The sequence below is a fragment of the Micromonospora humidisoli genome (assembly GCF_016900955.1).
GTDB lineage: Bacteria > Actinomycetota > Actinomycetes > Mycobacteriales > Micromonosporaceae > Micromonospora > Micromonospora wenchangensis.
The window spans coordinates 326128-339675 of the sequence record NZ_JAFEUO010000007.1; the positions used below are offsets into that span (position 1 = coordinate 326128).

The window sequence follows — 13548 nt, forward strand, 5'->3', positions numbered from 1 at the left end:
GTACGGCCGGTGCCGCCGACCGGGCCGCCCGCGGGCCGCCGGGCCGCCCGTCGGCAGGACGACCCCGGCGGCCCGCAGCGGGTCGGTCAGTGGCCCATGACCAGGTCCATCACCTCGCTGCGCAGCTTGCCGAACAGGGGCGCCTGCTTGCTGACGATCTGGCCCCGGTCGCGGCGCAGCGGCAGCCCGATGTCGCGTTCGACGGTGAGCCAAGGGAACAGCGAGCGGCTGTAGTCCTGGAACACGCAGGATGCCGATCGCGCACGCCATCACCACCCCGGCGAACATCCGAGGTCGGCGCAGCGGTGGTCGGCCCGGCGGTGTCCCCGGCCGACCGTGACATGATGACGCGATGGGCAGAACGCAGGACGTCGACGGAACCGGGCGGCACGCAGGGGCGGACACCGGACCGGACCCGACGACGCAGGGCGACGCGGACGCCCGGCTCCGCCTCGCGCAGGACCCGGGCACCACCCACCTGACCCTGATCGACCTGGCCGCCGACCCGTCGCCGGCGGTCCGCCGGGCGGTCGCCACCCGGGCCGACGCGCCCGCCCAGGCGTTGCGCCCGCTCACCCGTGACCGTGACCGCGAGGTGCGGGAGGCCGTGGCGCGTAATCCCGCCACCTCGATCGCCAACCTGCTGCGCCTGGTCAGGGACGCCGACCGGTGGGTCCGCTGGGCGGTCGCCGGCAACCCGGCCTGCGACGCGTCGGTACGCCGGGCGATGGCGCAGACCGCCGACAAGGAACTGCGGGGCCTGCTCGCCGAGTCGCGTGACCTGGAGCCGGAGCTGGCCGCGCGGCTGGTCGACGACGTCTCACCCGAGGTGCGGGAACGCCTCGCCGCGCACACCCACGACTCCGACGTGATGACCACGCTGCTGGCCGACCGCACGGCCCGGGTACGCAAGGGTCTGGCGCGCAACCCGCGGACCACCGCCGAGCACCGTCGCGCCCTCGCCGGGGACCCGGTGCCGGACGTCCGGGCCGCGCTGGTGTCCGCCGTCGCGCTCGACGAAGCCGACCTGCGTCCCCTGGTCGAGGACCGGTCGGCGCAGGTGCGGATGGCGGTGGCGACGTCGGAACTCGTCCCGGCGCACCTGCGGCGCGCGCTCACCGACGACCCGGACGAACTGGTCGCCGCCGCGGCCCGCGAGTTCCGTCCCGGTGCCGGGGCGTCCCCGGTGGTCCGCGCGCCACGCGTCGGCCTCCGCGCCGCCGGGCCGGGTCGGGGCCGCTCGGGCGACACCCGCCGCTGAGTCCGCCCCGCGTACGGCCGGTGTCACCGCGGGGGCTTCCCCCTGGGGGGTGCGCGACACTTCCCGGACGGATTGACCGGGGTGGCTCTCTTCGTTTCCTTCCGACCGGACGGTAGCATTGTGGGGTTGCACCGGGGATAGGAGGCCACCAATGGCGCGTGCGACGTCCCGGCCGGAGTCGACCCGACGCCGGCAGCGCTGGCCCGACGGGTACGACCCGGAGAACACCCGCAACTCGTTGATCACCAGCGCGTTGGGGCTGATCGAGCAACGGGGCTTCGACCGCACCTCGGTGCAGGAGATCGCCGACCAGGCGCAGCTCACCAAGGGTGCCTTCTACCACCACTTCGCCAGCAAGGACGACCTGCTGCGGCATATCCAGGAGGAGTACCTGGAGGCGCAGCTCGCCGCGATCCAGAAGATCGAGGCCGACAGCGACGACCCGACCGTACGGGTACGCGAGCTGATCCGGTTCAGCCTCACCAGCGTGGCCGAGTACCGGGCCCACGTGACGATCTTCTACCAGGAGCGGCGGTACCTCTCCGGTGACCTGTTCGCCGAGGTGACCCGCAAGCGGGGCCTGGTGGAGGCCGCGTTCGCCGGGATGATCGCCGACGGGGTCGCCCGGGGGACGTTCCGCGCGGACGTCGACCCGCGCATCGCCACCTTCGGGCTGGTCGGCATGTGTGCCTGGGCCTACCAGTGGCTCAACGTCGGCGGACCGCTCAGCGTCGACGAGGTGGCCCGCCAGTTCAGCGCGATGGTGCTGGAGGGTCTGACCGCCTGAGTCCCGCCGGCGCGCGCCGGTCCCCGCTGCTCAGTCCTTGAGGAGTTGGCGGGCCATGACGATGCGTTGGACCTGGTTGGTGCCTTCGTAGATTTGGGTGATCTTGGCGTCGCGCATCATGCGTTCGACGGGGTAGTCGCGGGTGTAGCCGTAGCCGCCGAGGAGTTGGACGGCGTCGGTGGTGATCTCCATCGCGGCGTCGGAGGCGAAACACTTCGCGGCCGCCCCGAAGTAGGTGAGGTCCGCGTCGCCACGCTCGGACTTCCCGGCCGCCGCGTAGGTCAGCTGCCGTGCCGCCTCCAGCTTCATGCCCATGTCGGCGAGCATGAACTGGATGCCCTGGAACTCGGCGACCGGTTTGCCGAACTGTTTGCGTTCGCGGATGTAGCCCTTGGCGTAGTCCAGGGCGCCCTGGGCGATGCCGACGGCTTGGGCGGCGATGGTGACCCGGGTGTGGTCGAGGGTGCGCATGGCGGTGGTGAAGCCGGTGCCGGGGTCGCCGATGATGCGGTCGGCGGGGATGCGGACGTTGTCGAGGTAGACCTCGCGGGTGGGGGAGCCTTTGATGCCGAGTTTCTTCTCGGGTGCGCCGAAGCTGACGCCGGGGTCGGACTTGTCGACGACGAAGGCGGAGATGCCGCGGGAGCGGGCCGCCGGGTCGGTGACGGCGAACACGGTGTAGAACTGTGAGACGCCGGCGTTGGTGATCCATCGTTTGACGCCGTTGAGGATCCAGTGGTCGCCGTCGCGGACTGCTTTGGTGGTCATCGATGCCGCGTCGCTGCCGGCCTCGGGCTCCGACAGGCAGTACGAGAACATCGCCTCACCCGCCGCCACCGGCCTCAGATAACGCCGTCGGAGTTCCTCGGACCCGGCCAGCAGCAGCGGCATGGTGCCGAGCTTGTTGCCGGCGGGGATGAGGGCCGACGAGGCGCAGGCGCGGGCGACCTCCTCGATGACGATCGCGGTCGCCAGGGCGTCCGCACCGGCCCCGCCGTACTCGACGGGGATGTGCGGGGCGTGGAAGTCGGCGGCGCGCAGCGCCTCGTAGCTGGGGCCGGGGAACTGCCCCGTCTCGTCGGCCTCGGCGGCGTACGGGGCCACCTTGGCGGCACAGACCTCGCGGACCGCCTCGCGGACCGCCTCGTGCTCCTCGGGCAACCGGTACGCCTCGAACACCACAGACCCCCTCGTCGGAACCGCCGGCCAGCAAAATACCATCCGGTCGGTATGTTGGTCACCCCTTGAGTTGTCCGGGCCGGCGGTGTTAGATACCCACCAGTCGGAATGTGGGAGGCCGGATGACCCGCGCGGTCCGGGCAGGCATGGACTTCGTCTCCGCGCTCGACCGGGGCAGCCTCGGCGGCCTCGCCCGGTTGTGCGCCGCCGACGCGACCTGGTGGGTGGACACCGGCCCGGACCGGCGCGGCGGCGATCCGGCTCTCGCGCCGCACGGCAGTGGACGCTTCCCGCTGCACGGCCTGATGCGGATGGGCGACAAGCTGGCGCTGATGCGGTCCCTCGGCCCGCACGCGTTCCCCACCGGCTGTCGGCAGATCCCCCGCCGGATCGTCGCCGGGGACGACACCTGCGTCATCGAGGTCGAGGGGTACGGCGTCCACGCCAGCGGACGCGAGTACGCCAACCGCTACGGCTTCGTCGTCGACGTGGACCCGACCGGCGCGATCGTCGCCGTGCGGGAGTACCTCGACACCGCCCACGCGCAGCATGTCGTGGGCGACGACGCGCCCGTACCCCGCAGCAGCCTCGACGACCCCCCGCACCACGACCCGCCCGACCCGGTCGACGTGCCCCCGGCGCTGGCGACCGCGCTGGCGATGTGGCCGGCCCTCGCCCGGGGCGACCTCGACGCCAACGGGCCGTTGCACGGCCGGGTCGCGATGAGCGGGAAACTCGCCGCGATGCGGGCCCGACTGGCCGGCGGGACCTACCGGTCCCCCGGGATCGCGGTCACCGCCGACCGGTGGATCGTCGACGACACCCTGGTCGCCGTCGAGGCCCACGGACACGCCGTCCTCGGCGACGGCGCCCGCTACCAGAACCGCTACCTCTGGATCGTCGACGTCCGACCCGGCGGCATCGCCGGGGTCCGCGAGTACTGCGACACCCTGCACGTCACCGACCTGCTGGGCGTCGCCCCGGAGGCCGACCGATGACCCTGCCGTTCACCGACCTCAACCACGTGCTGACCACCACCCGGTCGGTCCGGCTCCGCCTCGACTACGACCGCCCGGTGCCCCTCGACCTCGTCGGCGAGTGCCTCCAACTCGCCGTCCAGGCGCCCACCGGCGGCGGCGCCGAGGACTGGCGCTGGCTCGTCGTCGGCGACCCGGCGCTCAAGGCCGAACTGGCGACGCTCTACCACGCCGCCTACCGCACCCACGTGCACGAACCACTGCACAGCGCGGCCGGCACCGGCAACGACCTGGTCCGGGGCCGCCTCGGCGGCGTCGACGCGGACGGCACGGTCAGCGCCCGCACCGCCCGTATCCTCGCCGGAGCCGAACACCTCGCGCAGCACATCGGGCGGGCCCCGTACCTGGTCATCCCGTGCGCCACCCGGCCCGACCCGGCCACCGGCGGCCCCGGCACCAACTCCGCCCTCTACGGGTCGCTCTATCCGGCGATCTGGCAGTTCAACCTGGCGCTGCGGGCGCGCGGACTCGGCACCGTCATCACCACCCTGCACCTGCACCACGCCGCCGCCGTCGCCGCGCTGCTCGGCATCCCCGACGGCGCGGTGCAGATCACCCATGCTGCCTGTCGCGTACACCCTCGGCACCGACTTCAGGGTCGCCGCCCGCCGACCCGTGCGCAGCGTCAGCTACCTCGACCGGTGGGGAACCCCGTTGCCCTACCGGGACAAGCCCGTCGACCGACTCACCGGAGAGGAGCACCGATGACCGGCGCAGTGATCACCGACATCGACGAGGTGCTGACCACCACCCGCGCGGTGCGCCACCGGCTGGACTTCGACCGGCCCGTCGGCCGCGCCGTCGTCGAGGAGTGCCTGCGCCTCGCCCAGCAGGCACCGATGGGCTCCAACCTGGAGGACTGGCGGATCGTCGCGGTCGACGACCCGGCACTCAGGCGGAAACTGTCCACCCTGTACACCGAGATCTGGCACGCCACCGTCGCCCGCCCGCTGGCCGACGGCGAGGCGGCCACCACCACCCGGTTGTCACCCGGCGTCCGGGCCGACCCGCAGGCCCAGGCCCGCCAGCAGCGGGTCCTCGCCGCCGTCAAGCACCTCGTCGACCACCTGGCGCAGGTGCCCGTCCTGGTCGTGCTGTGCAGCACCAAACCGGTTCCGCAACGGCCCGTCGGCGGCACCGCCTCCGGCTACTACGGGTCGATCTTCCCGTTCGCCTGGTCGTTCCAGCTCGCCCTGCGCTCCCGGGGCCTCGGCTCGGTGCTGGCCACCGCCCTGGCCCACCGGGCCACCCGGGTACGCGAGGTGCTCGGCCTGCCCGACGACTGGCGACCGGTCACCCTCGTCCCGGTCGCCTACACCCGGGGCCTGGACTTCCGCCCCGCCGCCCGCGCCGACCTCGCCGACGTGGCGTTCTGGAACGGGCCCACCGAGCCGGCCGGATCGGCGACCCGGTGAGAGCCGCCCACGTCCGCACCCCGAGCGCCGCCGACCCGGTGGGCGCGCTGCTCGTCGGCGACCTCGCCGTCCCGCAGACGCCACCGGGCTGGGTGGAGGTCGACGTCCGGGCCGGTGCGCTGAACATGCACGACCTGTGGACGCTGCGCGGCATCGGCACCACCGGGCACGACGGGCCCCGGGTCATCGGCAGCGACGCGGCCGGCGTCGCCGCAGGCCGCGAGGTGATCGTCTACCCGGTGCTGCCCACCGCGCCGGACGGCCGGACCGTCCCGCACGCCACCCTGCTGCCCGACGCCGGCCACGGCGTGCTCGCCGAACGGATCGTCGTCCCGGCGGCCCACCTCGTCGCCAAGCCCGCCGGACTGAGCTGGGCCGAGGCCGCCAGCCTCCCGACCGCCTGGCTCACCGCGTACCGGATGCTGTTCACCCGGGCGGCGGTCGGTCCCGGGCGGACCGTGCTGGTGCAGGGCGCGGGCGGCGGGGTGGCGACCGCCGCGATCAGCCTCGCCGTGGCCGCCGGCGCCACTGTCATGGTCACCTCCCGGTCGGCGGCCAAACGGGAACGGGCCCTCGCCCTCGGCGCGGCCGTCGCCCTGGACGTCGGCGCGCGGACCCCGGAACTCGCCGACATCGTGGTGGAGACCGTCGGCGCGGTCACCTTCGACCACTCGACCCGCTGCACCCGGGCCGGCGGCACCATCGTGGTGTGCGGCGGCACCAGCGGCTTCACCGCCGAGCTGGACCTGCCGCGGCTCTTTGCCCGGGAGATCAGCGTGCACGGCGCGACCATGGGCACCCTCGACGAGTTCGAGGCGCTGGTGGGGTTCGTCGACACCCACCGTATTCGGCCGGTCGTCGACAGCGTCGTCGACCTCGCCGACATTCGTACCCAGGCGGGCCGGATGCTGGCCGGCACCGCGTTCGGCAAGCTCTGCGTGAGCCTGACGTGACCTCCGTGGTGCTGACCCGGCGCGGGGCCGCCCTCTGGGCGCGCATCGACCGGCCCGGGTCCGGCAACGCCTGCGACAGCACCGTGCTGACCGGTCTCGAACGGTGGCTGGCCGGCGCGGCCGACCCGGCGGTACGGGTGCTGGTGCTCACCGGCACCGGCCGCAGCTTCTGCGCCGGAGCCGACCTCGCCGAGGCCACCGGCCTGCTCGGCGACCTGCCCGCGCTGCTGGCCCACCTCGACCGGGGCCGCCGCCTCGTCCGCGCCCTCCGGGCCGCCCCGGTGCCCACCGTCGCCGCGGTCAACGGGGCGGCCTTCGGCGGCGGCCTCGAACTGCTGCTCGGCTGCGACATCGCGGTCGCCGCCGACACCGCCCGGATCGGCGACCGGCACCTCGCCGCCGGTCAGGTCCCCGGCTGGGGGTCAAGCGTCCTGCTGCCCCTCGCCGTCGGCCCCGCGCCCGCCCGCCGTCTGCTGCTCACGGGGGAGACCTGGTCCGCCGAGGAATCCGAGCGCCGGGGACTGGTCAGCGCCGCCGTCGCCGCCGACCGGCTCGTCGGGCACGTCGACGCGCTGGCCGACGCGGTCGCGGCCCGCGACCCGGCGGCGGTCCGCCGGATGCTCACGCTCGCCCGCCCGCCGGTTGCCGAGGCGGACTGGGACCGGGAGTGGGAGACCCTCACCGCGCACGTCACGGCCCAGGCGGCGGCCCGTGCCGCAGCCGCGTCCCCGCCCGACCGCCACACCCCCGGGACACCGACCCGACCCGCCACCCTGGACCGACCACCCGGAACGGAGCACCCCTGATGCGCACCATGAGACGGACCACCGTCGACACCCCTTCCGACCTGCTGGGGCTGGTCGGCACGGAGCTGGGCGTCAGCGCGCCGCAGGTGGTGACCCAGCGGCAGGTCGACCAGTTCGCCGACGTCACCGGGGACCACCAGTGGATCCACGTCGACGTCGAACGGGCCCGGTCCGGGCCGTTCGGCGGCACCGTCGTGCACGGGTTCCTCACCCTGGCCCTCGTCCCGTGCCTGCTCGCCGACATCCTGGAGGTGCGGACCTTCTCGATGGGGGTCAACTACGGGCTCGACCGGGTCCGGTTCGTCAGGCCGCTGCCGCCGGGGGTCGAGATCCAGGGCACCGCGACGCTCGTCGCGGCCACCGCGATCACCGCGCCCGGCCCGGAGGCCACCCCCGGCGTGCAGGCCAAGGCGTCGGTGGCGGTGGAGTTCGCCGACACGTCGCAGCCCTGCTGCGTGGCGGAGATCCTGTTCCGCTACTACGCCTGAGCGGGGAGCCGCCGCCAGGCGTCGGCCGGGTCACGGCCGCCGCCGGGCCGGCGGTCACCCGGCCCGGCGGCGGTGGTCACTCGGTCGTCCGCGACGGCGCGACGAACCGGCCCCGGTAGAACGACAGCGCGGGCACGTCGGTCGGCTTGAGGTGGACCCGGTCGACGTCGATCAGGACGATCACGTGGTCGCCGCTGGTGATCACCTCGTCGCGCCGTCCGGCCAGGATCGCCGGGGTGTCGGGCAGCAGCGGGACGCCGTCGGGGCCGGGCACCCAGGACACCCCGTCGAGCCGTTGCTCCCCGGACAGCCCGGAGGTGGCGAACCGCCGGGCCACGTCCTCCTGGTCCTGGCTGAGGATGTGCACGGCGATCCGGTCGGCGTCCATCAGCACCGGGAAGCTCGACGAGAAGCTGGTGACGCAGAACAGCACCTTCGCCGGGTGCAGGGAGACCGAGGTGAACGAGTTCACGGTCAGCGCGGCGACCGCGCCCCCGGCGGTCACCGCCGTCACCGCCGTCACGCCGGTGGGGAAGTGCCCGCACACCTGGCGGAACTCGGCGGAGTCGAACAGGGGCTCGGCCATCATCGGTTCACCGCCGGGTCGCAGGAGTCGTGGTCGGGACGCAGCCCGGTGTCGAGCTGGATCAGGCACAGGGTGTGCCCACCCGGGTCCTTCACCAGGTGCAGCCGGCCGTGCGGGGTGTCGACCGGCCCGACGGTCGGCTTGCCGCCCAGGGCGGTCACCCGGGCCAGCGCGTCGTCGAGCGAGGCGACGGCGAAGTAGGTGACCCACGTCGACGGGATGGGGTTCGGCCAGGCGTTGTCGAGTTCGAGGACCCCGGCGACCGGCACGTCGGCGAGCATCAGCACCGTGTAGGGCCGGGCCGTCGGCGAGTCGTCGCGCTGCTGGGTGGTGTAGCCGAACAACGTGCGGTAGTAGGCCACCGCCTCGGCCGGCTCACCGGTGTCCAGTTCGTTCCAGCACAGCGCCCCGACCGAGTTGACCGCCTGGACGCCGACACGCGACTCACCCTGGTAGAGGCCGAAGGCCGCGCCGAACGGGTCGATCACCGCCGCGCCGGTGCCCGCCGCCGGCAGATACCGCGGCGGCGCGACCAGTTCGCCGCCGAGCGCCACTGCCTGCCGGGCGGACGCGGCGATGTCGTCGACGGCGAAGTAGGTGAGCCAGCCCCGGGGGCGGTCGCCGTGCAGGGCGGCGGCGTCGGAGATCCCGGCGACGTCCCGCCCGTCGATGCTGCACATCCGGTAGGTGGTGCCGCCGAGGCGTTCGGCGCGGACCGTCCAGCCGAGCAGCGCGGCGTAGAAGGTCTCGGCCTGCGCCGGGTCGGGTGTGCACAGCTCCACCCAGACCGCCTCGCCGGGCTGGAAGCGTGGTCTCATCCGGTTGCCCCCCTGGTGGCCGGGCCCGCGACGATCGTGCGGGCCGAGATGTCGTACGCCTGGTCGGCGGTCCCGGTGACCAGGCTCGACTCGACGACGCCGACCACCGCGCGCAGGGTCGCCCCCGGCACGGCCAGCAACGCGTCGACGAGCTCGTCGACCGCCCGGTCCAGCTCGTCGTCGGGGACCACCCGGGCGACCAGGCCCCAGTCGCGCAGTTGCCCGGCGGTCGCCTCCGCCACCCCGGTGAGCAGGTGGTAGGCGTGCGGCCGGGGCACCGACCGGGCGATGGTGTGGCCGACCCCGGCGGGGGCGAAGCCGTAGCGCGCCTCCGGCAGGGACAGCCGGGCGTCGGCGGCGGCGACCGGCAGGTGTACGGCGCTGAGCAGGCCGACGCCGAACCCGATGATCCGCCCCCGGACGGCGGCGACGACGGGCACCGGGAGCCGACGGATGCGCTGCACCGCGGTGTCGCTGGCGCGCAGGTCGGCGGCGACCTCCTCGCGGGTGGCCCCGGCCAGCGCGGTGAACGACGAGGTGTCCCAGCCGGCGCAGAAGTGCCGCCCGGCCATGTCGAGGCGGATGACCGCGCAGGTCGCGTCGGCGGCGGCGGTCTCCAGGGTGTCGACGAGCCGGTGCAGCGTCGGGGTGTCGAAACAGTTGCCGCGCGCCGCGTTGTCGAAGCGGACCCGGGCGAGGCGGCCGTCGTGCCCATGGGTGAGGGTGATGGTCACCGCGGTATCATACAAACCGGTCGGTATGAACACAACGGCGCTGGCCGGCGGGCCTTTGTCATGCGAATGTCATGAGCGGGATACCGGGTTGACCCGTTGACTTGATACCGGCTGGTCGGTACTTTGTGGCGAACGTCACCGCCGCCTCACGCGGAGACAGAACGGGTCCATCGCAGTGAAGGACACCCATGATGATCATGAAATCCCTGCGCTCCCGGCGCTTCCTGGCACTGGCCGCCGCGCTGACCGTCGTGGGCGCCGGCCTCACCGGGTGCGGCGGCTCCGACTCCGACAACTCCGGCGGCTCGGGCACCGGCCCGATCCGGGCGCTGCTCGCCGCCCAACCGGCGACCCTCGACCCGATCGTCGGCGCGCGTTCCGCCCAGATCGTCTGGGCGACGATGCTCGAACCTCTGATCAACACCGGTAGCGACCTCGCGCCGGCCGACACCGGCCTGCTCACGAGCTGGACCCGCACCGACGCCACCACCTGGACGTTCAAGGTCCGGCCCGACATCAGCTTCAGCAACGGCGAGAAGGCCGACGCGGCGGCGGTCGCCAACACCATCACGCTCACCCGCGACAACCCGGCCTCACAGCTCAAGTCGTACTTCGGCAACGTCACCGCGATCGAGACGCCCGACGCCACCACCGTCGTGGTCACGACCAAGACCCCGCAGTACGACATCCCCGACCTGCTCACCACCGTCTACCTGGTGCCGCCGAAGTACTACCAGGAGAAGGGCTCGGAGGGCTTCGCCGCCGCACCCGTCGGCACCGGCCCGTACGTCTGGTCGGGCGCGAACGCCGGCCGCGACATCTCGGTCAAGCGCAACCCCGACTACTGGGGCACCAAGGCGACCAACGAGGGTGTCACCTTCACCTGGGCCAACGAGGCCGCCCAGCGGCTCGCGCTGATCCAGAGCAAGAGCGTGGACGTCTCCTTCGACCTGCCGCCGGCCCAGGCCAGCGCCGCCAAGGCCGCCGGGGTCGAGGTGGTCAGCACCGAGACCGCCATGAAGATCATCGCCTTCCTCGACTCCACCAAGGCGCCGTTCGACGACCCGAAGCTGCGCGAGGCGGCGGCCCTGGCCATCGACCGCGACGCCATCGTCAAGGGCATCTTCGACGGCCAGGCGGTCGCCGACGCCGGGCTGCTCAACGTCAAACCCGGTCAGCAGCCGACGCAGAGCGTGACCGCCGACGCCGCCAAGGCCAAGGAACTCCTCGGCGGGGCCACCCCGACCGTGCAGATCACCTACCCGGCGGCCCAGTACACCAACATCGAAGAGGTGTCCCAGGCCGTCGGCGGCAGCCTGGAGAAGGCCGGCTTCAAGGTCAGCTACGTGCCGCTGGACTACGGCACGCTGGTCAAGCGGATCGTCGGCCGCCAGGTGCCCGGTCTGTCGATCTTCGCCGGGGTGCCGAACGTCGCCGTGCCCGACTACTTCGTCAGCGGTTTCATGAAGACCAAGTCGATCACCGGCAACTGCCCCGACCCGCAGATCGACACCCTGGCCCAGCAGGCGCTGGAACAGAACGACGCCCAGCAGGCCGCCCCGATCTACGAGCAGCTCAACACGATCGGCGTGGTGCAGAAGCACTGCTACGTGCCGCTGTACCGGCAGGTGTTCAACTACGCGACCGGCCCCGGCGTCTCCGGCGTGGTGTTCGGCCCGCTGAACACCGTGGACTTCACGAAGACGACCCGCTGACCATGTCCGAGGTAGTGGAGACGGGGGTGCCGGGCGACCTCGCCCGGCACCCCCGCACCCCGGAGTCGGAGCCTCCCGTGCTGGAGGTCGACGACCTCGTCGTCGAGCACCGCGACGGCGGCACCGGCGCGCTCTTCCGCGCCGTCGACCAGGTGTCGCTGCGCATCGCGGCCGGCGAGAGCGTCGCCGTCGTCGGCGAGTCCGGCTCCGGCAAGACCACCCTGGCGATGGCGGCCACCGGGCTGGGCCCGCGCGGCCGGGGCGACATCCGGCTGCTCGGCCACTCGCTGGCGGCGGTCAGCCGTGCCCAGCTGCGTCGGCTGCGCCCCGAGGTGCAGGTGGTCTTCCAGGACCCGCACGGCTCGCTCGACCCCCGCCAGTCGGTCCGCTCCGGGCTACGGGAACTGCGGGCGCTGCAACCCGAACGGACCTCCTGGATCGACGACGCCGACCTGCTCGGCCGGGTCCGGCTCGCCCCGGACCTGCTCGACCGCTACCCCCACCAGCTCTCCGGGGGCCAGGCGCAGCGGGTCTGCATCGCCCGCGCGCTGCTGATGCGCCCCCGCCTCATCGTCGCCGACGAGCCGACCTCCGGCCTCGACGTCTCCGTCCAGGCCGACGTGCTGGCCCTGCTGCGCCAGATCCGGGCCACCACCGGCGCGGCGCTGCTGATGATCAGCCACGACCTGGCGGTGGTCCGGTCGCTCTGCGACGTCGTGCACGTGATGTACCGGGGGCGGGTCGTCGAGGCGGGACCCTGCGACCGGGTCTTCGGCACCCCCGAGAACGACTACACCCGCGAACTGCTCGCCGCGATGCCCGGCGTGCGCTGGAGGTCCCGCCGATGAAGGCCAGCACCGTACGCCGCGTCGGCGGCCGGCTCGCGTCGCTGTTCGCCTCGCTGCTCATCGCGCTCAGCCTGGCGTTCCTGCTCGGCCGGCTCTCCGGCGACCCGACCGCCACCATCCTCGGCCCGATGGCCCCGCCCGAACAACGCGAGGCGCTGCGCCAGCAGCTCGGCCTGGACCTGCCCGTCGTCGTGCAGTACCTCGACTACCTCAAGGGCGTCTTCACCGGCGACCTCGGCCAGTCGTTGCAGTTCTACCAGTCCAACACCTCGATGATCGCCGACCGGCTGCCGTACACCCTGCAACTGGTCGGTGCGGGCATGGCCCTCGCGCTGCTGGTCGGCGTGCCGCTCGGGGTGCTCGCGGCGACCCGGGAGGGCACCTGGTGGGACCGGGGGGCCTCCACCGTCGCCCTGCTCGGCCAGTCCGTGCCGGTCTTCTGGTTCGGCATGATGCTGGTGGTGCTGTTCGCCGTCAAACTCGGCTGGCTGCCCGCCGGCCAGTCCGGCAGCCCGAGACACCTGATCCTGCCCGCGCTCACCATGTCGGTCTACCCGATGGCGCACATCGCCCGGCTCACCCGCGCCTCGATGAGCGACGCGCTGGCCGAGCCCTACATCGACTCCGCCCGCGCCCGGGGCATCAGCACCCGCCGGGTGGTGTGGCGGCACGCCTTCACCAACGCGATGATGCCGATCCTCACCATCGTCGTGCTGCAGACCGGCATCCTGCTCTCCGGCGCGGTCGCCGTGGAGTACGTGTACTCCTGGCCCGGTCTCGGCCAGCTCGCGTTGCAGGCCATCCAGTTCCGCGACTTCCCGCTGGTGCAGGCGATCGTGGTGTTCGGCGCGCTGGTGTTCGTGCTGCTGAACCTGCTCGTCGACGTCCTGCACTCGATCGTCGACCCGAGGGTGCGGTGAG

At 73.2% G+C, this 13548-nt stretch carries 15 protein-coding genes; 10 read left to right on the plus strand and 5 right to left on the minus strand.

The features are described 5' to 3' along the window. Positions 1 to 86: 86 nt before the first annotated feature. On the minus strand, positions 87 to 245 hold the full coding sequence (locus JQN84_RS25175; protein WP_204961026.1) for a hypothetical protein: 159 nt from the start codon (positions 243 to 245) through the stop codon (positions 87 to 89). A gap of 107 nt (positions 246 to 352) precedes the next feature. On the opposite strand from JQN84_RS25175, the gene JQN84_RS25180 reads away from it, so the two are divergent. Continuing rightward, entirely contained in the window at positions 353 to 1261 is a 909-nt protein-coding gene (locus JQN84_RS25180; protein ID WP_204961027.1) for a hypothetical protein, read from the plus strand. A gap of 151 nt (positions 1262 to 1412) precedes the next feature. Further along, positions 1413 to 2048, plus strand: a complete 636-nt coding sequence (locus JQN84_RS25185; RefSeq protein WP_204961028.1) for a TetR/AcrR family transcriptional regulator — start codon at positions 1413 to 1415, stop codon at positions 2046 to 2048. A gap of 30 nt (positions 2049 to 2078) precedes the next feature. Here JQN84_RS25185 and JQN84_RS25190 read toward each other — a convergent pair whose 3' ends face one another. Then, complete coding sequence (locus JQN84_RS25190) at positions 2079 to 3227, minus strand: acyl-CoA dehydrogenase family protein (protein WP_307821433.1); 1149 nt, start codon at positions 3225 to 3227, stop codon at positions 2079 to 2081. Positions 3228 to 3349: 122 nt separating this feature from the next. On the opposite strand from JQN84_RS25190, the gene JQN84_RS25195 reads away from it, so the two are divergent. Genes JQN84_RS25195 through JQN84_RS25215 form a run of 5 tightly spaced genes read left to right on the plus strand, consistent with a single transcriptional unit; the run spans position 3350 to position 7926 of the window. After that, complete coding sequence (locus tag JQN84_RS25195; RefSeq protein ID WP_204961030.1) at positions 3350 to 4225, plus strand: nuclear transport factor 2 family protein; 876 nt, start codon at positions 3350 to 3352, stop codon at positions 4223 to 4225. Continuing rightward, positions 4222 to 5679 (plus strand): nitroreductase family protein, encoded by a 1458-nt coding sequence (locus JQN84_RS25200; RefSeq protein ID WP_204961031.1) that lies wholly within the window; start codon positions 4222 to 4224, stop codon positions 5677 to 5679. Before JQN84_RS25195 ends, JQN84_RS25200 begins: the two co-directional genes overlap by 4 nt. Further along, complete coding sequence (locus tag JQN84_RS25205) at positions 5676 to 6632, plus strand: zinc-binding dehydrogenase (protein WP_204961032.1); 957 nt, start codon at positions 5676 to 5678, stop codon at positions 6630 to 6632. Before JQN84_RS25200 ends, JQN84_RS25205 begins: the two co-directional genes overlap by 4 nt. Next, positions 6629 to 7438 (plus strand): enoyl-CoA hydratase/isomerase family protein, encoded by an 810-nt coding sequence (locus JQN84_RS25210; RefSeq protein ID WP_204961033.1) that lies wholly within the window; start codon positions 6629 to 6631, stop codon positions 7436 to 7438. Before JQN84_RS25205 ends, JQN84_RS25210 begins: the two co-directional genes overlap by 4 nt. Continuing rightward, positions 7438 to 7926 carry a MaoC family dehydratase gene (locus tag JQN84_RS25215; protein WP_204961034.1) on the plus strand — a complete coding sequence of 163 codons (489 nt, stop codon included), beginning with the start codon at positions 7438 to 7440 and terminating at the stop codon, positions 7924 to 7926. The genes JQN84_RS25210 and JQN84_RS25215 overlap by 1 nt, the downstream gene beginning before the upstream one ends. Before the next feature lie 76 nt (positions 7927 to 8002). On the opposite strand, the gene JQN84_RS25220 is transcribed toward JQN84_RS25215, so the two are convergent. From JQN84_RS25220 to JQN84_RS25230, 3 genes are read right to left on the minus strand one after another with little or no spacing between them, the layout of a single operon-like run. Next, positions 8003 to 8515, minus strand: a complete 513-nt coding sequence (locus tag JQN84_RS25220) for a flavin reductase family protein (protein ID WP_204961035.1) — start codon at positions 8513 to 8515, stop codon at positions 8003 to 8005. Further along, complete coding sequence (locus JQN84_RS25225) at positions 8512 to 9330, minus strand: VOC family protein (RefSeq protein ID WP_144081591.1); 819 nt, start codon at positions 9328 to 9330, stop codon at positions 8512 to 8514. The genes JQN84_RS25220 and JQN84_RS25225 overlap by 4 nt, the downstream gene beginning before the upstream one ends. Next, entirely contained in the window at positions 9327 to 10064 is a 738-nt protein-coding gene (locus tag JQN84_RS25230; RefSeq protein WP_204961036.1) for an enoyl-CoA hydratase/isomerase family protein, read from the minus strand. The genes JQN84_RS25225 and JQN84_RS25230 overlap by 4 nt, the downstream gene beginning before the upstream one ends. 191 nt (positions 10065 to 10255) lie before the next feature. Between JQN84_RS25230 and JQN84_RS25235 the strand changes: the two genes are divergently transcribed. Genes JQN84_RS25235 through JQN84_RS25245 form a run of 3 tightly spaced genes read left to right on the plus strand, consistent with a single transcriptional unit; the run spans position 10256 to position 13547 of the window. Continuing rightward, a complete protein-coding gene (locus tag JQN84_RS25235) occupies positions 10256 to 11779 on the plus strand; it encodes an ABC transporter substrate-binding protein (protein ID WP_204961037.1) in 1524 nt (507 codons plus the stop codon). A gap of 2 nt (positions 11780 to 11781) precedes the next feature. After that, entirely contained in the window at positions 11782 to 12627 is an 846-nt protein-coding gene (locus JQN84_RS25240; RefSeq protein ID WP_204961038.1) for an ABC transporter ATP-binding protein, read from the plus strand. Continuing rightward, the gene (locus JQN84_RS25245) at positions 12624 to 13547 is read left to right on the plus strand and encodes an ABC transporter permease (protein ID WP_204961039.1); all 924 of its coding nucleotides are present in this window, start codon (positions 12624 to 12626) and stop codon (positions 13545 to 13547) included. Before JQN84_RS25240 ends, JQN84_RS25245 begins: the two co-directional genes overlap by 4 nt. Position 13548 lies beyond the last annotated feature (1 nt).